Annotated in this window: 25 protein-coding genes; 10 read left to right on the top strand and 15 right to left on the bottom strand. The window is 48.9% G+C overall.

Translation table 11 applies throughout. The features are described from left to right. Positions 1–47 precede the first annotated feature (47 nt). From AM231_RS02240 to ald, 4 genes are all read left to right on the top strand, one after another. Complete coding sequence (locus AM231_RS02240; RefSeq protein WP_054403516.1) at positions 48–713, top strand: response regulator transcription factor; 666 nt, start codon at positions 48–50, stop codon at positions 711–713. Between the two features lie 205 nt (positions 714–918). Next, the gene (locus AM231_RS30160) at positions 919–1,041 is read left to right on the top strand and encodes a hypothetical protein (protein WP_278044602.1); all 123 of its coding nucleotides are present in this window, start codon (positions 919–921) and stop codon (positions 1,039–1,041) included. A 6-nt stretch (positions 1,042–1,047) separates the two neighbouring features. Then, a complete protein-coding gene (locus tag AM231_RS02245) occupies positions 1,048–3,036 on the top strand; it encodes a methyl-accepting chemotaxis protein (RefSeq protein WP_054401163.1) in 1,989 nt (662 codons plus the stop codon). A gap of 197 nt (positions 3,037–3,233) precedes the next feature. Then, positions 3,234–4,352 (top strand): alanine dehydrogenase, encoded by a 1,119-nt coding sequence (gene ald, locus AM231_RS02250; RefSeq protein WP_054401165.1) that lies wholly within the window; start codon positions 3,234–3,236, stop codon positions 4,350–4,352. A 111-nt stretch (positions 4,353–4,463) separates the two neighbouring features. Here the strand turns inward: ald and AM231_RS02255 are convergent, their stop codons facing one another. Together AM231_RS02255 and AM231_RS02260 are read right to left on the bottom strand one after the other, a co-directional pair. Next, complete coding sequence (locus AM231_RS02255) at positions 4,464–5,153, bottom strand: pseudouridine synthase (protein ID WP_054401166.1); 690 nt, start codon at positions 5,151–5,153, stop codon at positions 4,464–4,466. 91 nt (positions 5,154–5,244) lie between these two features. Then, positions 5,245–5,805 carry an SLOG family protein gene (locus AM231_RS02260; protein ID WP_054401168.1) on the bottom strand — a complete coding sequence of 187 codons (561 nt, stop codon included), beginning with the start codon at positions 5,803–5,805 and terminating at the stop codon, positions 5,245–5,247. 128 nt (positions 5,806–5,933) lie between these two features. Here AM231_RS02260 and AM231_RS02265 point away from each other — a divergent pair, with 128 nt between their 5' ends. After that, a complete protein-coding gene (locus AM231_RS02265; RefSeq protein ID WP_054401170.1) occupies positions 5,934–6,809 on the top strand; it encodes a DUF6612 family protein in 876 nt (291 codons plus the stop codon). Positions 6,810–6,962: 153 nt separating this feature from the next. Here the strand turns inward: AM231_RS02265 and AM231_RS02270 are convergent, their stop codons facing one another. Together AM231_RS02270 and AM231_RS02275 are read right to left on the bottom strand one after the other, a co-directional pair. Continuing rightward, positions 6,963–7,931, bottom strand: a complete 969-nt coding sequence (locus tag AM231_RS02270) for a DUF4871 domain-containing protein (RefSeq protein ID WP_054401173.1) — start codon at positions 7,929–7,931, stop codon at positions 6,963–6,965. Then, a complete protein-coding gene (locus AM231_RS02275) occupies positions 7,928–8,446 on the bottom strand; it encodes an RNA polymerase sigma factor (RefSeq protein ID WP_054401175.1) in 519 nt (172 codons plus the stop codon). Before AM231_RS02275 ends, AM231_RS02270 begins: the two co-directional genes overlap by 4 nt. Before the next feature lie 156 nt (positions 8,447–8,602). Between AM231_RS02275 and AM231_RS02280 the strand changes: the two genes are divergently transcribed. Further along, a complete protein-coding gene (locus AM231_RS02280) occupies positions 8,603–9,106 on the top strand; it encodes an LURP-one-related family protein (protein WP_054401176.1) in 504 nt (167 codons plus the stop codon). 44 nt (positions 9,107–9,150) lie between these two features. After that, entirely contained in the window at positions 9,151–9,666 is a 516-nt protein-coding gene (locus AM231_RS02285) for a mismatch-specific DNA-glycosylase (RefSeq protein WP_054401178.1), read from the top strand. 155 nt (positions 9,667–9,821) lie between these two features. Here AM231_RS02285 and AM231_RS02290 read toward each other — a convergent pair whose 3' ends face one another. Beyond that, entirely contained in the window at positions 9,822–10,676 is an 855-nt protein-coding gene (locus AM231_RS02290; RefSeq protein ID WP_054401179.1) for a 1,4-dihydroxy-6-naphtoate synthase, read from the bottom strand. Further along, positions 10,673–11,374, bottom strand: coding sequence for a futalosine hydrolase (locus AM231_RS02295; protein WP_054401181.1), 702 nt, complete (start codon positions 11,372–11,374; stop codon positions 10,673–10,675). Before AM231_RS02295 ends, AM231_RS02290 begins: the two co-directional genes overlap by 4 nt. Before the next feature lie 181 nt (positions 11,375–11,555). On the opposite strand from AM231_RS02295, the gene AM231_RS02300 reads away from it, so the two are divergent. Beyond that, complete coding sequence (locus tag AM231_RS02300) at positions 11,556–12,155, top strand: TetR/AcrR family transcriptional regulator (RefSeq protein ID WP_054401183.1); 600 nt, start codon at positions 11,556–11,558, stop codon at positions 12,153–12,155. A gap of 131 nt (positions 12,156–12,286) precedes the next feature. Here AM231_RS02300 and AM231_RS02305 read toward each other — a convergent pair whose 3' ends face one another. From AM231_RS02305 to AM231_RS02320, 4 genes are all read right to left on the bottom strand, one after another. Further along, positions 12,287–13,015 (bottom strand): Tat pathway signal protein, encoded by a 729-nt coding sequence (locus tag AM231_RS02305; protein WP_054401185.1) that lies wholly within the window; start codon positions 13,013–13,015, stop codon positions 12,287–12,289. Next, on the bottom strand, positions 13,012–13,890 hold the full coding sequence (locus AM231_RS02310) for an ATP-binding cassette domain-containing protein (protein ID WP_054401187.1): 879 nt from the start codon (positions 13,888–13,890) through the stop codon (positions 13,012–13,014). Before AM231_RS02310 ends, AM231_RS02305 begins: the two co-directional genes overlap by 4 nt. Further along, positions 13,880–14,266 carry a GntR family transcriptional regulator gene (locus AM231_RS02315; RefSeq protein WP_054401189.1) on the bottom strand — a complete coding sequence of 129 codons (387 nt, stop codon included), beginning with the start codon at positions 14,264–14,266 and terminating at the stop codon, positions 13,880–13,882. Before AM231_RS02315 ends, AM231_RS02310 begins: the two co-directional genes overlap by 11 nt. A gap of 249 nt (positions 14,267–14,515) precedes the next feature. Then, positions 14,516–15,100: a M15 family metallopeptidase gene (locus AM231_RS02320; RefSeq protein ID WP_054401191.1), complete on the bottom strand. Its 585-nt coding sequence runs from the start codon at positions 15,098–15,100 to the stop codon at positions 14,516–14,518. 166 nt (positions 15,101–15,266) lie between these two features. Between AM231_RS02320 and AM231_RS02325 the strand changes: the two genes are divergently transcribed. Further along, positions 15,267–15,794 carry a hypothetical protein gene (locus tag AM231_RS02325; RefSeq protein ID WP_054401192.1) on the top strand — a complete coding sequence of 176 codons (528 nt, stop codon included), beginning with the start codon at positions 15,267–15,269 and terminating at the stop codon, positions 15,792–15,794. A 121-nt stretch (positions 15,795–15,915) separates the two neighbouring features. Here AM231_RS02325 and AM231_RS02330 read toward each other — a convergent pair whose 3' ends face one another. The 3 genes from AM231_RS02330 to AM231_RS02340 all read right to left on the bottom strand — a co-directional run bounded on the left by AM231_RS02330 (position 15,916) and on the right by AM231_RS02340 (position 19,030). Continuing rightward, positions 15,916–17,097, bottom strand: a complete 1,182-nt coding sequence (locus tag AM231_RS02330) for a MalY/PatB family protein (RefSeq protein WP_054401193.1) — start codon at positions 17,095–17,097, stop codon at positions 15,916–15,918. A 32-nt stretch (positions 17,098–17,129) separates the two neighbouring features. Next, positions 17,130–18,053, bottom strand: a complete 924-nt coding sequence (locus AM231_RS02335) for an AEC family transporter (protein ID WP_054401194.1) — start codon at positions 18,051–18,053, stop codon at positions 17,130–17,132. A gap of 257 nt (positions 18,054–18,310) precedes the next feature. Then, a complete protein-coding gene (locus AM231_RS02340; protein WP_054401195.1) occupies positions 18,311–19,030 on the bottom strand; it encodes a 3-ketoacyl-ACP reductase in 720 nt (239 codons plus the stop codon). 165 nt (positions 19,031–19,195) lie between these two features. Here AM231_RS02340 and AM231_RS02345 point away from each other — a divergent pair, with 165 nt between their 5' ends. Then, positions 19,196–21,328 carry a class I SAM-dependent methyltransferase gene (locus tag AM231_RS02345; RefSeq protein ID WP_054401196.1) on the top strand — a complete coding sequence of 711 codons (2,133 nt, stop codon included), beginning with the start codon at positions 19,196–19,198 and terminating at the stop codon, positions 21,326–21,328. Positions 21,329–21,437: 109 nt separating this feature from the next. Here AM231_RS02345 and AM231_RS02350 read toward each other — a convergent pair whose 3' ends face one another. Both AM231_RS02350 and AM231_RS02355 read right to left on the bottom strand, forming a co-directional pair. Beyond that, the gene (locus AM231_RS02350) at positions 21,438–22,157 is read right to left on the bottom strand and encodes a peptidylprolyl isomerase (protein WP_054401197.1); all 720 of its coding nucleotides are present in this window, start codon (positions 22,155–22,157) and stop codon (positions 21,438–21,440) included. A 238-nt stretch (positions 22,158–22,395) separates the two neighbouring features. Next, the gene (locus tag AM231_RS02355) at positions 22,396–22,785 is read right to left on the bottom strand and encodes a hypothetical protein (protein WP_054401198.1); all 390 of its coding nucleotides are present in this window, start codon (positions 22,783–22,785) and stop codon (positions 22,396–22,398) included. Between the last annotated feature and the right edge of the window lie 453 nt (positions 22,786–23,238).

Raw genomic sequence — 23,238 nt, forward strand, 5'->3', positions numbered from 1 at the left:
GCCGTATTGCTTAACGAGATACCAGATGGAAGGGGCCGAGAATGACGATGATTGAAATTTTGTTAGTGGATGATCATCCCTCGGTAATGGAGGGAACCAAGGTACTGCTTGAACAGGAAAAAGATATGTTTGTCAAACTTGCCAATACGCCGGAACGGGCACTCGAGCTGGTGAGAACTACAAATTTTGATGTAATGCTGATTGATATGCACATGCCTGGAATGAACGGAATTGACCTGGCCGGAAAAATTCTAGAAATAAAACCTGATGCGGTGATGCTGATTTATACGGGGTTTGAAGTCAGCAATCACTTTAACCTGATCCTGGAGACCGGTCTGGCTGGCTTTGTCTCAAAAACATCAGGCAAAGAGCAGTTGGTGACAGCTGTTCGGTGCGCGCTTCGCGGAGAGGTTGTTCTTCCTCTGACATTAGTGAAGCAGCTTCGCCGAGTTACCCCGAGTGGCTCGGAACGGACAACCGGGGCAGCAATGTCCCAATCCATAACGGATAAAGAATATAGTATTTTGAAGGAGATTGCGCGAGGGAAGAGCAATAAAGAGATTGCTGGGACCGTGATTATGAGTCAGCGTTCACTGGAATACTGTTTAACCAATTTGTTTCAAAAGCTGAGTGTAAAGTCGCGCATTGAGGCTGCATTAAAAGCAAAGCAGATGGGGATTTTGTCGGATTTGGATTTTGTCCAAACGAGCTAGATTCTAACCTGTATTCGATCATGAAGCAGATCATCTTTCAAGAGCTTATCTCATTTTTTAATGATTCGACAATAACCGCAAATAGGCCCGCAAAATTATTGCGCGCTAACGCAAAATAATTTCGGTTACGAACAGTATGTAAGTGTATATGCTTAGGATACAGAATAGATATAGTCAGAAAGCACGAAAGGTGGATGCTTGGTGTATGAGGATAGGCCTAGCAGATGGTAACGGTGATGATCTCTTGTTACTAGAGGAGATTGAGGAGATTTTAGTGCAGCTTGAAGAAGAATGGAATGAAATTATCAGCCGGAAGAAGCGAGGTTAACACATAATGAAACGATGGAAATCTCTGTTTGCAATGAAGCTCCAGACTCGTATGCTTCTTATTATATTGGGGTCTATTACGATACTCTTAACTAGCATGATGACTTATCTCAGCATGAATTCCAAGAATGAAGCTCTAAGTTCGGCCAAGATGCTGGCCGAGGCAACGAGCGAGAAGATCGGCGCGCTGGTTCAGGCAGAACTCGATGATGTCACGAACTCTGCACGTACATTGGCTGTTAGCTTTGTAGGAATGAAAGAGAGTGACACAGCGGATCGTGCGGCTGTTAGCGAAATGTTAAAGAGAAACCTGGAAAACAATCCGTCCTGGAAAGGGATCTGGACTTTATGGGAGCCGGATGCTTTTGATGGACGTGATAATGAATACAGAAACAAGCTGGGCAGTGATCAGACGGGGAGGATGATGTCCTACTGGGCGAGGACAGAAGCAGGGCTGGAACGGTCCGTAATCGAAGATTATGAAGAGGAAGGAGAAGGTGATTTCTATCTTCTCGTTAAGAACAGCGGCAAAGAAGTTATCATGGATCCGTATGTATTTAAAGTAGGCAATGAAGAGGTCATGATGACATCGCTCATCGTACCGATTATCGACAATGGAAAGACGGTCGGCGTAGTAGGTGTGGATATTACGCTAGCCCATCTGCAGAGCATCATGGAGCAATTCCGATTATTTGATACGGGTTTTGCACATATTTTTTCTAATACCGGAGTTATTGTTACGACCCCGGAAGAAGGCCTGATGGGAATGGCCTTGGAGAAAGCTTACCCGGGCAAGACGGTGCCTCTTATTCTGGATGCTATTCGGGAAGGGAAGGTCTATACCGAGGAAGATGCCAGACTGTACAAACTATATATGCCGATACAGGCAGGCTTGACTGAGACACCGTGGTCTGCCGCCATCATTATCCCAATGGATGAGATTACGGCGAACTCGGATGCATTGATTCGCTCCATCATCATTGCGGGGATAAGCACTTTAATTCTCATGGCCGTTGTAGTGATCTTGTTGACAAGATCTATCGTAAAACCGCTGAAGGTCTCTATTTCAATCGGTGAGTTCATGTCAAAAGGCGATTTTACGAAGGAAGTACCTGCGGCTTATCTTCGCAGAGCCGATGAGATCGGCACATTGTCCCGGGTGTTCGCTCAATTGCTGGGCAGTATGAAGGAAATGATCGGCAGAGTGAACATGAACGCAACCTCCGTAGCTGCTGCTTCCCAACAGCTATCGGCTGGAGCGGAGGAGCTGGCTGTCGGAAGCAGCAATCAGGCGGAATCAGTGCAAACGGTCAGTGAGTTGTTTCATGAATGGTCAAACGCCATCACTTCTGTGGCAAGCGATGCTTCGGCAGCATCCGAACTTGTTAACCAGACGTCTGGAATAGCGGCGGAAGGCAGGGGAATCGTCCAGCAGTCGGTCGAAGGCATGAACCGGGTACGGGATCATGTCGGCAAACTCGAAGCAGACTCCCAGCGTATTGGCAAGATTATTGAAGTCATCGACGATATTGCGAAGCAGACGAATTTGCTTGCTCTTAATGCCACGATTGAAGCTGCACGGGCCGGCGATCAAGGCAGGGGCTTCGCCGTCGTAGCCGATGAAGTACGCAAATTAGCGGAACGAAGCGGGGGAGCAACGAAGGAAATCGGCGAAATCATCTTGGGTATGCAGAAGAATACGGCGGATAGCGTGGAGGCAGTACATTATGGGGTTATCCAGACCGAAAAGGCCGGTGAGGCCTTTGCCCACATCACCAGCATGGTAAATGAGTCAGCTGGCAAAGTCATGGATATCGCCGCCGCAAGTGAGGAACAGGCAGCCCAGGCTGCTGAGGTTGCTACAGCAATTGAAACCATCTCCTCATCAACGCAGGAAACGGCAGCGACCAGTGAGGAAACGGCAGCAACGGCGCAATCCCTTGCCGAGCTGGCAGAAGAATTGAACCATACCGTGTCAGCTTTCAAAATCTCATAGCGTATTGACTGTTAAATCAAGAGCTTGGCCTAAAGGCCAGGCTCTTTTTTGTATGTATGCATGCACATTCAAGACATATAGATATTAACATAGACGGACAGACGGACAAACTTCCCTTTAAAGACCGGTACATAGTATAGGCAAAATGGGTACAATGCAATTAGATAGGCAAAGTGACCATGAAGGAGGCTAGTTGGATGATTATTGGGGTACCTAAAGAAATCAAAAACAATGAAAATCGCGTAGGTATGACGCCGGGTACCGTGATCAACTTCAGAAATGCCGGACACGAAGTACTTGTGGAATCTGGAGCCGGTTTGGGAATTGGCTTTACGGATCAAGATTACGGTGCGGCTGGAGCCAAGGTGGTTGCATCGGCTGCAGAGGCTTGGAAAGCCGAAATGGTTATGAAGGTAAAGGAACCCTTGCCAGAGGAATATGATTACTTTCAAGAGGATATGATTCTATATACTTATCTGCATCTGGCCCCTGAACCTGAGCTGACCAAGGCACTGGTTGACCGAAAGGTGACTGCCGTTGCCTATGAAACGATACAGCTGACTGATGGAAGCTTGCCGCTCTTAACACCGATGAGCGAAGTAGCAGGGAGAATGTCTATTCAGATCGGGGCTCACTTTTTGGAAAAGGCACATGGCGGCAAGGGTGTGCTGCTAAGCGGTGTTCCGGGGGTCGCCCCGGGCAAGGTTGCTATAATTGGCGGCGGCATCGTCGGCACCAATGCGGCAAGAATTGCTTTGGGTCTTGGAGCGGACGTCAGCATTCTCGACATTAATCCCGGCCGGCTGCGTCAACTGGATGACTTGTTTCAGGGACGGGTCCATACCATCATGTCCGATCCGTATCATATAGCGGAAACGGTCAAAGCTGCCGACCTGGTCGTCGGTGCGGTATTAATCCCTGGTGCGCGGGCGCCGCGCCTCGTTACAGAAGAGATGGTAAAGACGATGAGCCCGGGATCGGTCATCGTGGATGTGGCGATTGATCAAGGAGGCTCGATCGAGACAATCGATCGGATCACCACTCATGACAATCCGACCTACGAGAAGCACGGCGTGATTCACTATGCCGTAGCCAATATGCCAGGCGCTGTAGCCCGTACTTCCAGCATGGCATTGACCAATGCGACAGCACCCTATGGGTTGAAAATTGCTAACAAAGGAATTCGGTCCGCCGCCCGCCAGGACCAAGCGCTGGCCAAGGGGATTAATGTCATCGGCGGCAAGGTGACATATGAAGCTGTCGCGGCAGCTCATGGATATACCTATACCAACATTGATGATTACTTGAAAATATAGAAAAAGTAAACAGATAAGAGCGTGTATCAAAAGAGAGCCATTTTTCAAATTTATCAAAATTGAAAGATGGCTTTTTATGTTGGACAAATCTTCCGTTAGGGAATAGATCGCTTATAACATAGATAAGAGCTTATGCACTTCCCCATCCTTCAAGTGCCGCCATTTTCCCCGTTCCAGTTTATCCAGCGTAATATTCATTATTCTGATACGCTCGAGCTTCAGCACTTTGTACCCCAAGGTTTTACACATTCTACGGATTTGCAGATTAAGGCCTTGTGTCAAAATAATACGAAATTCATATTCGCTTTCCTTGAAAACCTGGCATGGTTTGGTTACGGTGTCCAGAATTGCAACGCCTTGAGCCATTGTTGCCATAAATTCGTCCGTTACGGGCTTATCCACAGACACCACATATTCTTTTTCATGATTATGCTCCGAACGCATGATTTTATTGACAATATCTCCGTCGTTCGTAAGTAAAATCAATCCTTCGGACGCCTTATCCAGCCGGCCAATGGCAAAAATGCGCGATGGATAGTTAACAAACTGTATGATATTCCCTGCTACATGTTCTGCTGCTGTACAGATAATACCGACGGGTTTATTGAGAGCCAGATACACTGCCTCGCCATCATAAACTGGAATTACTTTCCCATCTATTAATACGATATTGTGAGGCTCAACAATCGCTCCCTTCTCGCATACCTTACCATTGATCGTAATGCGTCCGGCTGCAATCAATCGGTTGGTTTCTCTACGTGAACAGAATTTTGTTTCGCTTATATATTTGTTAATTCGCATGTTTCACCGCTTCTCGAGTGTTGTAACATCTTCGGTTCTTACAGTAGATATGTTGTCCTTCAGCCCCTCACTTGGCCGAACGTCATGCAGCCTAGTAATATTCCTGCGACATGTTCTCCTCATCGGCAACTGCCTGAATTTCCTCGGAACCGATACTGATGAAGCGGTAGCCGTCCGCTGCCTGCTTCTTCAGGGCACGTTCCTTAATGAATCGGGGACTGGCATCTCCGGCGTCTTCGTCATACACCAGCAGTATGCCATCAGTTTTGCGAAGGAGTAAATCGTCTCTGGCCGTGAATTGCCATGGTCCCTGATAAGGGCTTTTGCTGACAGGAGCATAGAAGTCTACTTCTTTCATCAACTCCTGAAAATAAGCTTTCTTATCTTCGTTCCATTGATCTTCTGGATTTTGATAGGCCGTTAGAATGGAACACTTCAGATTCGTGTAATGGGACTTTAGTTTGATAGCCGCTTCGATGGCCCAGAGGTCTACACCATATTGACCCGGCGTGATAACCCATTGTAGCCCCTCTTCCAACAGGGGGATCAAACGGTTGGTAATCGCTTGTCGTATATAAGGAATGCCTGGGTGTTTACTATTGTAAATTCCGAGCTCATGGGCCCGATATCCGGTAACTAGAATGTTCTCCAAACTTTACGCCTCCCTGAAGAGAGAATTAGGTCTAGTGTACCTTTTTATGAAAATTTGATCAAACTAGGTTACGAATCGTATAGAATGGGTAAGTAATGCGGAATACATATTTTAGGAGGCTACTAGAATTGAAGAAATGGACAGCGGTACTACTAGGGGCAATTTTGATTATGAGTTTGGCAGCATGCGGGAAGGACGACAAAGCAGCCGGCGATGCAACGCCACCGCCAACGGAGCAGGGGACAACTACAACAGAAGAAACACCGCCAGCTGAAGAAGCACCGAAAGAGGATGCACTCCCGACTGCGGAAGAGCTTCTTCAGAAATCGGCTGAAGCTTCTCAGAATTTAAAGAGCTTTGCAATGAAAGGCGATATAAAGCAGCATATTGTGGTTGAGGGCGAAGAGAAGCAGGAGCAAAATGTAAATATCGTGCTTGATTCACAAATCACGCTTGATCCGGTAGAGATGATGCAGGACTTTGTAATGGACTCTCCGGATGGCAAAGTTGCGATGAAGCAGTATATTACGGAAGACGGCATATACATGCAGATGGATGATCAATGGATGAAGGTTCCACAGGAGTCGGAGCAGGAGATCCGGGACGGCTTGGATACGGACAGTGCAAGTCCTGAGCAGCAGGTTGAACAGTTCAAATCCATCGCCAAGGACTTCAAAGTTGCGGAAGAGGGGGATATCTATGTCCTGACCGCAGATGTATCCGGGGATAGCCTGAAGGAGCTTGCCAAGTCTATGATGAATCAAGCGAATGATCCGCAGATGGAAGCCATGATGGATCAAATGGAACTCAAAAATATCCATATCGTTTACGGCGTACAGAAGGACACTTACTTGCCTTCCACGACGGATTTGGACATGACCATGGTGATGGACGCCGAAGGTGAGAAGGTTACCTTGGACATGAAGATGAAGAGCTCTTACTCCAAGCATAACGAGATCGACAAGATCGAAGTACCTAAGGAAGCTTTGAACGCTAACCAGTAGGATGATTAACAATAAAAGATAGTGAATTCATAAGATCATTAGATCCCTTATGAACGGGCTGCCCCGGTTCTGTAGATGTTCTGCAGACCGGGGCAGCTTTTTTATAGAATGAGTTTTTCCTAGCTGCAGTTGGAACGTTCGTTAGAGTGATCGTTACGGGGCATCCACATCAACAATAACACTGCCAAACAATTGACCGTTGATGCTGGTCATGATGCGCCATAACCCCGGTGAAGGAAGCGACATCGTTGTCGGCAGTGTGGCATCGGCACCATTATGCTTTCCTGGCATTAATTTGGAATGAAAGACCTCAATAATTTCGGTGGTGTCTTTTTTCACGGCAGTGATGTCCAGATCCCCGGTCAATTCCTCATCACGCCCCCAGAAATGCCACATATACTTGTTTGGCTGACCGGCGACAAGACCTGGATGAATAAAGCCCAAACGGCCTTCTACGCCGGTCATGGCATAATCACCAGAGACGAAGCTCGGGCTCGGCTCCCAGCTGCTGTCAGGCACATCGATCACGATATCCCCGTATTTCTCACCATCAACCATCACTTCGAATCGCCATAAACCGGAGAGGGGCAGGGCGAAACGGGAATGCACCCGAGTGAAGTCATCATAAGCCATATCCGAGGTGATTACTGTCTCAGCGAGCTCTTCAAGGGGTGTCCCTGTATCTCGATGAACAGCTGAGATTCGGATCGTTTTACCTTCAAGCTCTTGAATTGGGGCTAACAAATTCCAGCGGGCACCAGCCGGAGACCCCGCCGCATAATCACCACCCTGGACGGCCTGAAGTTTATCTGTGCCATTCTCCGAGTATACGTTGTGAGGAGTCCAATCGGCAGCGTTTCCCCAACCTTTAATCGGGATAATCTGTTGAAGCGCAGGTGTTTCGCGCCATCCCCATATCGCAGCAATCAATAGAAGCGCCAATATACCTGTGGTCATTCTCAGCAAATAAGATGGAGTTCTCCGTCTTCTACGGCTTTTGGAGCTGTGAGCAGCGCTCTCCAATACATCGGATTTCATCTGCTCGGTGAACATCGGCTCGTTGAATGGAGAAGAAGCGAGTTCCTGTAGCCAATCCGGCTGCGGATCGTGTTCGGTCTTCATTCTGCATCCTCTCCTTTCAGCTTCTGTTCCATCCGGGCCCGGGCCCGGTGCAGTCTGGATTTGATCGTACCTTCAGATATGCCGAGCAATTGTGCCATTTCTTTTCTGGGCAGCTGGTAATGGGATTCCAGGATCAGCACTTCCCGGTATTTGGGCGGCAATTCCATGACGAATTTCCAGATCTGCGAGACGGCAGCCGCATCCATAAACTCCTTTTCCGCGGAAGGTTCCGTCTGTTTGGAGGTGATCCAGCCGATTAGTGACACTCTTGTTACAAAAGAAGATTTGAGATAGTTCAAGGACAGGTTGCGGGTAATGGTTAACAACCATGTTTTGACGGAGCTGCGACCCTGGAAATCATTCCAGTGCTTCAATGCTTTCATGAACACATCCTGGCTGATATCGTCAGCAGCATCTTTACGTTTTGTTAAGAAGAATGCGTAGTTCCACACATCCTGGCCGTAGGAATCCATCCAATCGCTCAGCAGCGTGTTTGCATCATTCACCGCCACCATTGATTTAAGGTACTCCACTCGCATCACCTCGAATATTAGACAATCAAATTATGGATCGGTTCCCATCTTTCCCGCAAATAGTTGAAACAATTTCAGCTGCCAATCGTTGTAATGTGTAACAGGTATGCAGGAATATCGAGGAAGGGGAGAAGATATATGTCTATTTATTTTAAGGATAACTTTTTTAGCGCAGGTATAACAGAGATTATGGATAGAGATGGGAATATAACAGGAAGTTTGGATTTGAAGAGTGCTCTTGGCTCTTCACTAGATGTATATAATGCTTCGGGAGATCTGGTATGCAGCGGTTCATTTCGCTTTTTCTCGAACAAGTGGAATATCACTGGCGGTAATGGGGAAGAACTGGGCCTGCTGCGTATGCGGATGAGTTTCTTTACGAAAAAATTTGAGTACGATGCAGGACAACGGGGCGTATATGAGATCACTTCGCCTGCCTTTTCCAATGAATATGAAATAACGGATCATGCTGGAAGGGTCGTCGCCCATTTTTCCCGCATTAGTGGCTGGCTACAATCCGGAGCCTATCAGCTGCAGAATGAGAGCGATATTCTTGGTGACTGGGAGCTTGTCGCCGTCGTGATGGGCATTCACCAAATACGCAAACGTAACAATAATGCTGCTGCATCAAGTTCACACTAAGAGCAAGAGAAGCCAAGGCCAGGATGATGAGGGGAGGAATCAGAATGGACGAAGTCAGCGATCATCTGGATTATGGATTGACTCTTGTATTTATCGGTTTTAACCCGAGTCTGCGATCAGGCGAGGTCGGGCATCATTATGCGAATCCACGTAACAATTTTTGGAGGATACTGCACAAGTCCGGTTTGACTCCACGCTTATATGAAGCCGCAGAGGACGGAGAATTGCTTAAACTGGGGTATGGGTTTACCAATATCGTGGCAAGGCCAACGAGAGGTGCCGAAGACATTACCCGCGAAGAGTACAGGCTCGGAAGAGAGACACTGCGGGAGAAGCTGGCGAAGTACAGACCGGAGGTTGCCTGTTTTGTCGGCAAGGGTGTCTATACCGAGTTTAGCGGTAAAGCCAAGGCGGAGTGGGGTCTTCAGCCGGACTCCGTGATTGACGGCGTGCATGAGTTTGTTGCACCATCGTCCAGTGGGCTGGTGAGAATGCCAATGGATGAGATTATCGGCATATACCGGCAACTGTATGAATTTATATCGAAGGATGAGCTTTGATCATGTATCGAAGTATCTGGGGATTTACAAAACGGAAGAACAGCAGAACGCCAAAAGACCGGTTGACCGGAGCCCTTGGCGTTCTGTTGTCTGGATTTGAAAGAAATTAGCTGTGAACAGGTGTCTATAAGGTCTATCTTATGGATGGGGTGCTGCTAGGGGCGCTTCAACAAATCGGGATCGATTCGCGGCACAAGCCCTTCATCAGCTGCGCGGTTCAGCAGGGCCGAAATCGCGGCATATCCGTCTTCGCCCAGCTCAGCTGTGAACTGATTGACATAGAGGTTAATATGGGCATCGGCAACATCCGGGTCCATTTCTTGGGCATGCGAAAGGACATAGTCCCTGGATTCCTCGGGATGTTCCCAGGCATATTCGACGGAGGAACGGATCCAGTTCGAGATACTAGCCAGATCCAGTGACCGACGGGCTACAATGGCTCCCAGCGGAATCGGCAGATTCGTATCGGATTCCCACCAGCTGCCTAGGTCGGTCATCAGCTTTAATCCATAGGATGGATAGGTAAAGCGTGCTTCGTGAATGACAAGTCCGGCATCTATAGCACCATCGCGTACGGCAGGCATAATCTGCTCAAACGGCATAACGACGATTTCGCCCAGGCCACCTGGAATGTTCTGTGCGGCCCACAGACGGAATAGCAGATAGGCCGTGGAGCGCTCACTCGGCACGGCTACCCGTCGGCCGGACAGTGCAACCGGACTGTCAGCGGCCTTTCCATCCGCAAGCTTGTCCGCCGTGAGCACGAGCGGACCGCAACCGCGGCCGAGTGCTCCCCCGCAAGGCAAGAGGGCATATTCATCCAAAACCCAGGGCAGTGCGGCATAGGATATTTTTAAAATATCATGTTTCCGGTCATCGGCCGCCCAGTGATTGGTGAAATCAATATCCGCGTAGGATACATCCAGCTTAGGAGCACCGGGGATAAGGCCGTGAACCCAGGCGTGAAATACAAATGTGTCGTTGGGACAAGGTGAAAAGGCAATTCTCATCGTAGCACCTCCGGTAGTAATGAACTTGCTGTCTCAAGCGCCTGCAGCGCCTCCTTGATCTTCCATGCGCTGCGATCTCGTGGACCGACCTGATTGGATATGGTACGAATCTCTAGCACGGGCACGCTAGCCGCAGCGGCCGCGGTGGCTACGCCGAATCCTTCCATGGCCTCGGCAGCGGCATTCGGCACCCGGTGAAGGAGGCGCTGAGCTGTAACTGCTGTTCCGGTCGTGGTGGAAACCGTCAAGACGGGTCCCATGGTTACGACGGAACCAGCCTCCTTTATGGCTGCTGCAAGTTTGCGGGCAGTGGCAATATCCACGGAAAACCGAGCGTTCCCGAAGCCGAGTTCCTCTACGCTGCTGAACCCGTTCTCGGTCTCAGATCCAAGATCGGCTGCGATGATCAAGTCCGCAATGACAATTGAGCCCATCTCAGCTTGGCCAGCAAACCCGCCGGCGATACCTGCACTGATAACGAGATCATAGGGACCTTGGATCAGATGGCGTGCAGTCGCAGCAGCCGTAGCCGCTGGCCCCACACCTCCCGCGATGACATCAAACCCGGGAGCATGGCGGAGTCCGCGCTGCACGGCATCTTTCTCGGCATCCACCGCCGTGACAATCAGCACCCGCTTAGAAGTCGGGGTATATGACTCGGTTATTTTCACCGAGTTGGATTGGGTATGTTCCTGCATGTTAATGATCTCCTTCTTGGTAGTGACACTAAACATCATATCCTTTTACGTTATAACGTTCTTGGGTCGATGTAAAGTCTTCTGTTCGTGTAAGACGAGACTTTAAGTAGCAGCAGCTTCACTTAATGGAGTATAATGGACGGTAACTTTACATCATGAATGATTCGGAGGTTGGATAGCTTTGCGGAAGAAGGGTGCGAACGGACAAGAGAGCCGGGCAAGACTTCTGATTGTCGCTGCCAGTGAATTTGCGAAGTCAGGATATCATCAAACGAAGATCAGTACGATCGTTTCCCGGGCTGGATTGACGCAGCCGTCATTCTATTTGTATTTTGCGAGCAAAGAAGCCATTTTCAAAGAGTTGGTGGAGAAGTTCCGTTCTGAGCTTATGTTGATGATCGAGGGAAGCCGATTGGAAGGCGGAATCGAGGAGGAACATGTGACCGGACGCTTACTAGGCGTGCTTACGGGGTTATTCACCTTTCTGGCCAAGGATCCAGATCTGACACAAATCGGATTCTTTATTGGAGATGACTCCGTCATTGTAAAATCTGAAATGGCCGCCATGATTGAGCAAAATCTGAAGGAAGAGCAGCGCGACGGTTATTTTGACAGCGATTCTGATATGCATCTTGTTGCGGAAAGCTTGGTAGGTGTCATTGAAAGGCTGACATCCCAGCAGCTTCTGACCGGCAAGCGGTCTGCAGAGGATCTCGCCCGTCACGTTGTAAGTTTATTTATGCATGGTATCAGCATTTTCCCGGCTAAGAGATTAACCTGAAGGTCTTTTGTTGGACGGGAGAAAAAGAGGGTTTGCTCCCGTTCATTTTCATATGATGCGTTAGATAGTGAGATGGCTGACCGCGGGAGAGATGTTGCTACCCATGATCAGCCATTTATTTTGCGTATCTGTTACATTTTGATCGTAACTCTTCGGGTTATCAGTCGAATCAGGGTCAGTGCAATCAGGATAACGGCCAGGGAGCCTGCCAGCGAAACCGGCAGCGTGACGGAAAAGTCTGTCGTGACAGGCACCCACTCTTCCCATATGGAAGCCAGCTCGAATTGCCACAATGCATCCATGAATCCGATCAGCACAAGGGCTGCGGCGATCCAGCCCAAGCCGCGAATCCAGCCAAACCGGTAAAATCCGGACCCGATCATCCACCCCATCAGATAGTAGATGAAGATTTGGACGCTGTAGGAAACGAGCGTCAGCAGCCAGCTGTTGTTAAACTCTTGCAGCAACCGGGTGTTTCCCGCATCTTGTGATGCAAACATCGAGATAATCCAATGGATCAGAGGCATGGCAACCGGAAAAGCGAGAGACAGATAGAGGGCCGCCAAGGTGGAGCCATTAAAGAAATCTCGCCGCGTAATACCGTGTCTTACATAATAGCTTAGAAAGCCATAAGCTGAAATGATGCCGATAACAAGCATAAATCCTTTGGTTGAGCGATAAGCGATGGTGAAGAAGTCCTCCTCTAACACTCCTTCCCGAACATTGACTCCGATGTTGATTCCGATGCCGAGCCCAACATAGATCAGCAGGATAATGCCCAGAAATCCCAAAGCCCAGCTGCCTTGCTTAACAAACAATTCGGTCGATACCTTGGTTATGGCCGATGACTTCTGTTTCATGCGGAATATTCCTCCCCTGTCAAATGGATAAACAAGTCCTGGAGCGAGATCGGCCCGATCTCAAGTCCTGCCCTCAACACAGCTGATAGGGCTGCCTCGCTTAGCTCCCCATAGACCATGACGGCTTTGGTGGAACCGAGTTGCTGTACATTCAGCACTTTCATGCCCTGGATGAATTCGTCTACCTTGGCCGCTGGGCCAGTAATAGATACACCTCTGGACGTAAGACTCTCATAATCGTCCTGCAGTACGACTCGGCCTTTGTGAATGATAATGACTTCCTCGAACAAATAATCCATCTCCGATACCAAGTGGGTGGACAGAATGAAGGTACGGGGATGACGCCCCTGGTCTTCCAGCAGTTCTCGATAAAAAATTTCGCGTGACGGCGCATCCATGCCGAGATAAGCTTCATCCAGAATAGTGATCGGCGAGCGGCTCGCGAGCCCGATGCAGACATTGAAAGCGGACTGCATTCCTTTGGACAGCTGCTTCAGCTGTTTGTCCAGGGGCAAATTGAATTTCCGGGCAAGATCAAGAGCATAACCTAAATCGAATTGGGGCCGGTATCTCGCAATGGATTGGATGGCTGCCTTGACCTTATCTGTCTCGTCTTTATAGTCGACATCGTAAATGAAGGAGACATGCTGCATTATTTTGGCATTTTCAAAGGGCTGCTTGCCTCCGATTGTTACCTTTCCTGAGGTGGGCTCGCGAAATGAAGCCAGGACGGACAGAAGCGAGGTTTTGCCCGCACCGTTGCGTCCGAGAAGTCCGTAGATTTTGCCGGCCGGAAGATGGAGGGAAATCTCGCGAACTGCTTCAACGCTGCCGTAAGCCACTGATATGCGATCCAACTGTACATCAAGATTCACGGGAGTCACTTCCTTTTAACTGGGTTATGATTTGGAATAGCTCATCCACGGACAAACCGAGTTTGTCCGCTTCTTGTACCATAGGTACTACATAATGTTCTGCGAATGCATTCTTTCGGGTCCGAAGCAGCATTGCCTTGGCTCCATCTGCTACAAACATGCCCACACCTCGCTTTTTGTAAATTAGTCCGGCATCAACCAGCAGATTAATGCCCTTTAACACCGTGATGTGATTGATTTTGTAAAATTGGGAGAGCTGTGTCGTAGAAGGAACCTGTTCACCTTCTAGCAGTTGATCATTCACGATCTGGTCCTCGATCTTCTCCTTGATCTGGATGAACAGGGGCCTATTATCTGGATGCACGGTACCGCTCAATACGAATCACCGCCTTGCCGTCATTGTTCTGTTAAGGTTATATGCTTATATATATGACTATATAACCAAAGTGTGAACGGGATGTCAAGTATTTGGTTGGATGCCACAAATCGATCAGGACATTTCCTCCGAGGACAACAACGCAAAAAGGCCGCCAGAACGCTTCTGGCCGGCCTTAAACTGTCTATGGGATGTGCACATCATGATGGACATGTCGATCCAAAAAATTCTATCGTTCATAAGAACATTTTACTTTGCTTCTACAACGTCCACAGGAGGAAGCTTTCCCCGTTTCAATTCCCGGATTGACAACCCGAAATCGATTTGAAGATGCGGATAATCCGGAAAGTTGGCCCAATCGCCTCCCCATTGGAAGCCTAGGTCCTTTGCAATTTCCACCACTTCCATCCAGTCCGCTTTACCGTTTCCGTTCCCGTCGTATTCCATGTCCCAAATGACGCTGCCATCCTTCAGTCTTAGTGCAAAATCAATGGCAAGTCCGTAGTTGTGCAGGGATTCTCCGGCTTTCGCATTCGTCACGATGTTACCTTTGGTGCTGCGGCCCTGATTATAGATTCGGGTCTGCTCCTCGTGACTTCGGAATCCGTCCGTTATGATGATGGAAATCCCTTTTTTCTTAGCAAGACGGACGAGTTCATTCTTTTGCTGTAATACATACGGGTGAAGCTGAGTAACTTCCGGTGTCTCTTTATGATCCAGATCCAAATCGAGATCGTTGATTAAGCCTGGTATAGCCGTTTGCAGCTGCATATAAAATATGGCGAGCAACAAAGCAGCAATGAGGAATAGCGTCGTTTTTTTGCGTTTGATCATGCGATTCTTTAGTTTACCCACTTTCCTATGATAGCTTACTCTATTATATCGGCTAAGATTGAAGGATTCCAATACCTAAAAGGATCGCCCCAAGTATCGGCATGAATAGCAAACCTTGGTTTATCGCATTCTAATCAGAAATTCTACCTAGGAAAGAGGAATCGTGATGAGCCCTATTCAGAATATGTCGGTTAGACTGAGCCAGCTATCAAACCAATTGACCATAGCAGGGCAAGACGGGAGCATGGAGGAGCTTGGAATGATTGGGAATGAGCTTGGACAGCTTCAGACCCAGCTTGAGAATGCACAGGCTGCGGTCACGCCTGAAACTTCCTCCGCCGATCGCCAGGAGCTTGTCAATTGCAGGATGGTCCTGCATGGGATGATGGACGCGGTGCAGGATATCCGTACTGCTGCGGCAGAGCAGTACCGCCAGGTGCTGGGCGAGAACAAAACGGTGTTTGAACAGCTGGATGAGACTGTGCAGCAGAGTGAATATGCGCAAGCTTATCAACATCGTCAACTGTTCAAGCAAATGGATCAAGTCAATCAGCAGCTTCGTCAGCTGGATGGCTCGATGCTGGATGCGGGGTATCAGATGGAACGGGGACAGGTGATAGAGGATGACCTCAATGGAGCCGTAACGGCCGAAGGAATAACTTTAGGTAAAGACGACAGCGGAACCATGATGTAAGTGTTCCTGAATGAATGGGGGGGACAGGACATTAGATTCACGAGCGGTAAGGAAAGCTGTTCACAGACGGCCAGAACAATAAAAGGAGCTGCGCATATAGCGCGGCTCCTTTTATGTCATTTTAAGCTTTCCGCCATTCCTTAATCGCTTTGTGCAGGCGGGATAATGCCTCCTGAACCGTTGCGCGTGTGCAGGCAAGGTTCATACGCATAAAGCCTTCACCTTCTTTACCAAAGGCGGCGCCGCTGTTTAATCCAAGCTTCGCTTGTTGCACCAGGAAACGGTTTAACTCTTCATGGGACAAGCCCATTCCGCGGAAATCGATCCATAACAGGTATGTTGCTTCCGGCATGACTACCTTCAGTTCGGGCAGATGTTCCTGAGCATATTCGGAAACCAGTTCCATGTTCCCGCGAATATACACGAGAAGCTCATCCAGCCATTGACTGCCTTCACGATATGCGGCCTCGGTAGCAGTAGCTCCTATGGGGGTAATCGAGCCGAGAGAATAGCGGTTTAGTATTTTACGGAATTTGCTTCGAAGCTGTATATTTGGAATGATCATGTTCGCCGTGTTCAAGCCGGCGATATTAAACGTCTTGCTCGGTGCAGTACAGATGATGGAACGCTCAGCGGCATCCTCGGATAGAGCAGCAAACGGCGTATGCGCGCCGGATTCAAACACAAGATCCGCATGAATTTCATCGGATACAACGAGCACATCGTACTCTTTGCAGAGGGAGGCTAGACGAGTCAATTCTGCCTTGCTCCATACCCGTCCCACTGGGTTATGAGGACTGCACAGAATGATCATTTTAACGTTACCAGTAGAGAAGCTCTTCTCCAAATCCTCAAAATCCATGGAGTAGTCCCCATCCTCGCTTAACAGAAGCGGATTAGGTACTAGTTCCCGGCCATGCTCCTGAACGACGCTATAGAAAGGCGGATAGACCGGCGTTTGAATGACGATCTGGTCTCCGGGCTGGGTGAATGCATCCACGATGAGGTGAAGCGCAGGGACCACGCCTGGGCAGAATTGAATCCAGTCCTGTTGGATCGTCCAGCTGTGACGTTTCTGCATCCAATCGCAAATGGCTTCCCGGTACGACTCGGTCGGAAAGGTATACCCGAATACCCCATGCTCTACCCGTTGCTGGAGTGCTTCTACAACAGCAGGAGGTGCAGCAAAATCCATATCCGCAACCCACATTGGCAGTGCATCGGTAACGCCGAAGACGGTTGGGGCATTATCCCATTTCAAGCAAGCTGTACGGTTTCGGTCAATCGCAAGATCAAAATTCATATGTAAATCCTCCTAGATGAATGGTGTTAGCACTATGCTATAAATTTGGCTAATGTGATGAGGCCGGTGATTGTAATCACGTTTAGTATGGTCGATATAAGCACGGTTTGTGCAGCAAAGTCTGGCTCATTCTGATATTCTTCCGCCAAAATCGATGAATTTACTCCAACCGGCATTCCCGAGGCAATGATGAGTGCCTGAGCTGGAATACCCTTTAATCCGAGCAGCAGGACAATCACAATGCCGATCACCGGAGCAACCAAAAGTCGCAGCAGGACGCTGAGGTATACATCGAACCGGCGCAGATTAAGCGGATATTTGATAATCTGTGCACCAAGCGTCAAGAGAGCAATCGCGACCATGGACTGGTCCGCATACGTCAAAGGCTGCGAGATAAAGACGGGAAGCGGCAAGGAGAGAGCATGCAGCACAATGCCCATGACAAGGGCGTAGGGAACCGGCATTTTCAAGAAACCGATGATTGCCTGCTTGTATAGTCCTTGCGTCTTGGCACCCTGAATAGAAATAACTCCGTACGTGAACGTAAGGAGGCTCTGAAAGGACATGATCAGCGCTTGCACCGAGCCGGCCATCGGGTCACCCTTAAATGCCAGGTCATTGATCGGCAGACCGTAGTTTCCTGAATTATCGAGCAAGAGGCTGTTCGTAAAAGCAGCCTTCATCCCTCGGTTAAATTTGCGCTGTTTGGCCACCAACGTGCTGATCAAGTAAAGGACGCCGATATAGAGCGCATAGAACAGGGCTACCATGCCGAGCAGCTGCGGTGACATGCTGGACTCGTACATACTCATAAATACGGCTGCGGGAGTGATGTAATAAAAATTGATTTTGGCAAGCGTATACAGATCGAGCTTGAAGGCATATTGCATTACAATGCCAAAGCCGATCAGAACAAAGATAGGAAGTACCACTTCAAGTATGATGTCGGCGATCATGCTGTTGTCATCTTCTTTCCAAGAGTGTAGCTTAAGGAGCAGGCTTTCGCTCGTATATGACGCCATGTCATTATAACATGACCAGGGATTGTTGACACTTGATTCTGTTTGGAAAAAGAATAGGGATTCCTTGGCCGGACTTCGTTTTTGGGCCACACATTCGCGTTTCGAGTATAAAAAAGGATATCCCTTGGCCGGTGGCCAGGAATATCCCAGATCTGAACGTTATAGCAAGACTGCGTCTAATCGACGCCTCTTTATTGCGGGTTGGTTGTCCAAATCCCGGCGGATTTGACAAATACGCGCTGCGGCAGCTTCAGAGCCGCCAGCACAAGCTCAGCTACGTCTTCCGGCTGCATCATCCGATCTTCGTCCCCGATCTTCAGGCCTGCGTTAACCGCGAGATCTGTATTCACCGTGCTGGGGGTCAGGGCAGTCACGCGGATGTTATGCTTGCGCACCTCCTGCAGCACAGCTTCGGTCAGTCCCATAACCGCAAACTTGGATGCGTTATAGGCCGAGCCTGTAGCGAAACCACGTTCACCGGCCGTAGAAGAAATGTTGATGATATCTCCCTTATTCTGCGCGATCATGCCAGGCAGAGCGGCACGAAGCATATGATAAGTCCCCATTAGGTTCACGTCCACAATGCGTTTCCATGCCTCCGGTTCCATCTCCAACAGATTGCCGAACTGTGCAATCCCAGCGTTATTAATGAGAATGTCCACGGAGCCCAGCTCCATGTTTACTGCAGCATATGCCGCCTCCGCTTCGCTTTGTACGGAAACGTCAGCAATAGCCGCGACGGCCTTCACGCCGTACTGCTCGGTAACCATGGCGCTGAGCGGCTCCAGGTCCGATGCTGTACGGGCAACGAGACCCACATGCACGCCTTCCTTAGCAAGTGCAATCGCTAATGCTCGTCCGATTCCTTTACCTGCACCCGTAATAAGGGCTGTTTTATTGGCTAGACTCATATCGATCCGCTCCTTCATATTCAAATAGAGTTTCGTTGACCAGTATACCCTGTTCTTTCGGCAACCACCAAACGTCGGCAATCCTATGGAAAGGATTTTGTTATAATCGAGACTGAGAGACTTGCAAACCGAAGTGAATTTTTTCTGGAAGCGGAGGATTTATCTATGCTAAATGCGCTGGACATCATCACTGCCTTTCGCCGAGGGGATGAAACGGTGGTTCAAACCTATCCTTGGCTGACGAAGCTGGTATCGGCCGAGGAACGAATCGTGAATCTGGAACGGATTTCGTCCATTGGGCAACTGGCCGATGCAAACCCGGTCTTGGATTATGTAGAGCGCACGTTGAAAATACTGGATTCGCTGCCTGTTTCCTATTGGGTTAAAGAGCTGCTTGAAGAAGTGCTGGTATGGGCAGAAACAGCCAAAGGTGGGACTGTACGGGAACGTCTTCGCTGGCAGCTGTCAGAGATCAATATGTTCCTGCATAATATCGGCTCTGCCCAGCTATATGAGCGACATATCCGGGACTCTAAGGGCGCTTTGACTCCTCATGAAAAGATGGTGCATACCCTTATTCTTACCCATGGGCTGGTAGGACAACACATTCGAGGGGAAGTAGCCTTCGAGGAAAACCTGCCGTTGCTGAAATTGACAGAGGGGGGGCTGCTGAGCGCGGATGAGCTCATCCGGCTGTTGGTTTCTTTAAATCACTGTATTATCGGTGCGGTATCAGAGGATCTGTGGTATTCCGTTATGGAGGAGGTCGAGTCGCTCATTCGCAGTCTGGCTTCGGGAATTGTGCCTGACAAATGGACTTACGAAGAACGGCTGCGCCGACTCCGGTCGGCTTCCATTGCACGCGGTGAGGATTTTGATAATGTGTTACAGGGAATTCAGAGGGAGGCCGATCTCGACTATGGCCTGAATGGATTTCTGGACATAACGCTCTGGTACGTGGAGGCCGCACTACAGGATTATTCGCTGGAAGAGTTCATGAAGGTCCTTCTGCTTGCTCTTCATTCGGATAGATGGGGAAAAGGTCAGAACGATGCGGAGGAACAGGATGACTACATGTCTACAGATCGGGTGAGTCACCTAAGCTTTGAACCCTTGATGAACGATATGTACTACGATTACAAAGGTGTTAAGAAGTTGAATGTATACAAAAAGAGAATGATTGAGCAGTACTTGCAACAATTGGATTGGAGAGCTTGTCTTCATGGGCCTGTAATGGCCAATCCGCATTTAACCCACCGGTTGGAACGAAAACCGGAGCTGCCGGATACGGCTTTCTTTACCTTCCAGTTCTCCCAAGCAGCAGAGAAACTCATTGAATTCTGTATCGAAGCGGAAAAGTCCCCGCTCTATGAGAAAGCGGTACTGCTGCTGTTCGACCTCTTCGGCTTGCGCCGGGATGCTTACGATCGGTTTCATAATGAGGAAAGTTATTTAAGTGATATGAACAGCACGGGAGATTATAAGAAAGTGATTCTGGATTATATCACGGGAACGGTAGTGCTGGATATCGGTCCAGGGGGCGGAGTGCTGCTTGACCTGATCGAAGAACGCCTGCCGCAGGTACGGCCTGTCGGGATCGATATCTCCTCAAATGTGATCGAAGCGCTGGAGAAACGCAAGCGACTGGAACAAAAGGCATGGACGGTGATGAAAGGAGACGCGCTTAAACTCAAGGATTATGTTAAGCCGGGTAGTGTGGATACGGTCATCTTTTCTTCCATTTTGCACGAATTATATTCCTATATTGAGAGGGAGGGTTCCCGTTTCAATACGGCGACCATCGAGGCTGCATTAGCCAGCGCCTACGAGGTGCTCGCACCTGGGGGCCGCATCATTATCCGGGATGGGATTATGACCGAGCCGAGCGACAGTTGGAGAAGAATACGATTTCTGGAGTCGGACGGACTGGAGTGGTTAAAGCGGTATGCTGCCGATTTCAAAGGCAGAGTTATTACCTACGACCAAGTGGATGAGTCGGAAGTACGTATGCCTATCAATGATGCGATGGAGTTCCTGTATACCTATACTTGGGGTACTGAAGCTTATGTTCACGAGGTTCAGGAGCAGTTCGGCTATTTCACCCCTACGGAATATGTAGAGTGCATACGCAGGACGCTGGGTGCCGAAGCGATCATTCGCGTGCAGCAGCACTATCTGCAAGAAGGCTATACCGAGGCATTGGCTAAGCGCGTTGAGTTTATGGACGACGAAGGCATGCCAGTGCAGCTGCCTGACAGTACATGCCTATTTGTTATTGAGAAGCCAGCCTGCTTGTAAACACTGCGGTGAGCTGGAACGTAAAAAGGACCCGTACGCAAATATGGCGTGAACGGGTCCTTATTTATTTTGCCGGCAAAACTGCCGGGGCATGGTATCCCATTAATACTTATTGCTTCTCGAGTTCCGGATAATCCTTGCCGAGTGTATCGACCGTCACTTTCTTCATGACGGGAATCTCAAGCGGCATATCCATCTGATCCCGCTCCAGGTTTACGATTTCTTCTGCTGTTTCCATACCTTCGTTCACTTTTCCGAACGAAGCATATTGGGTATCCAGTGAAGGTGCATCCGCAACCATAATGAAGAATTGGGAACCGGCGGAATTAGGATCCTGCGCCCGTGCCATGGACAATACACCTTTCGTATGTTTCAGGTCATTCTGAAAGCCGTTGGATGTAAATTCTCCGGCAATGGCGTACCCGGGTCCACCTGTTCCTTTTCCATCAGGGTCACCGCCCTGAATCATGAAGCCGGGGATGACGCGGTGAAAGCCTGTCCCATCATAGAACCCTTTTTTCACCAGAGAGATGAAATTATTGACTGTGTTTGGGGCCACTTCCGGATAAAGCTCCAGTTTAATCGTTTTGCCACTGTCCATTTCAATCGTGACAATCGGGTGACTGGCGTTCGGATCTGGAACATTCTCCTTGACCTCGGTGTCCTTCGGCGGTTCAGCTTCAGGTGCGACCGCGCCGTTCGTGGAGCCTGTTCCACCGTTTGTGCCGTTTTCAGTTCCCTTGTCATTCTGACCACATGCCGACAGCACCAGCAGCAGACCCATCATGACAAACAGAATCGGCATCCAGCGTTTTCTACGCTTCAACATCATTGACTCCTCCTGTGCTATTGCTAATCAATTATTGCTTGTTCATTCTGTATTCTATCTTATCACAGGTTGGACAAGTACTGAAAATCGAATAACAGGAGTATATATGAATCAAAAGCATCTTGCGTCGAACCATCTGGACAGACAGCCCCGATGGGAGAGATTGTGAGAGAGACAAGCGTCCAGACTTGTAAACAGACCTGGACGCTGCAGGATAGGAGTGAACTTGCAATAGATTTCACTTCACAGGGAAGATACCCTCCACTTTGTTTAAAGGGAGCAGAATTCGAGAACGATTCTTGTCCTTTGCGAGCAGCTCGATATAATCGGACCCGATTTTGACAAGCCGGATTTGGTTGAAGGCAGCGCGGGTAGGGAAGGTGGTCCTTACACCTACCAGTGTTGTCTTACCCGGCGACTTGACATCGAATACGCGAATCGAATTCAGGCTTTGGGGAACGAAGAGCTCTCCATGAACCTTGATGAAATTCTTCGGGAATACCCGCTGCAATCGTCCGGGTTCCAGACCGGTGTTCGGCGCATTGACTTCTACCAGATGTCCGATTAAGGAAGACAAGCGACGCTGCAGTGTGAGTTCATGATTTCGGGGGATTCGCAATCCTTTCATGAGGCATCATCCTTCCAGTTCATATGGTGTAGTGTATGTTGGAAGGTATGACTTAGGTGAAAGAGAAGAATTCATCATTCATACCATGGAAATGTAAAATTGATGCTCTAGTCAGATTGTGGTAATCTCCTTAACTTGCGTCCTGTTTCTATTAAATTTTAATGGCATGACGGTAAGGATGGTATAAGAGCTGATAGCTTGACCCATACTGTTTTACTATAAAGCTGGTTGTATGGGAGGCCAATAGGATGGAAAGAAAAGGGAATGTGTTGACAGCACTCATATGGGGAACGTTGATAGGGATTCTGCTGTGGATGTCGATTCTCGGCTGGTTGGATATCCTCTTTGGGAAATAGAACGAACATACCGAAAAAGGAAAGGGGCTGTCCCATAAGTAGGTTTGCTCACTTGACGGACAGTTCGTCAGATAAAAAAATGCGTCAAATGAAGAAA

The organism is Paenibacillus solani, assembly GCF_001277345.1.
GTDB lineage: Bacteria > Bacillota > Bacilli > Paenibacillales > Paenibacillaceae > Paenibacillus_AQ > Paenibacillus_AQ solani.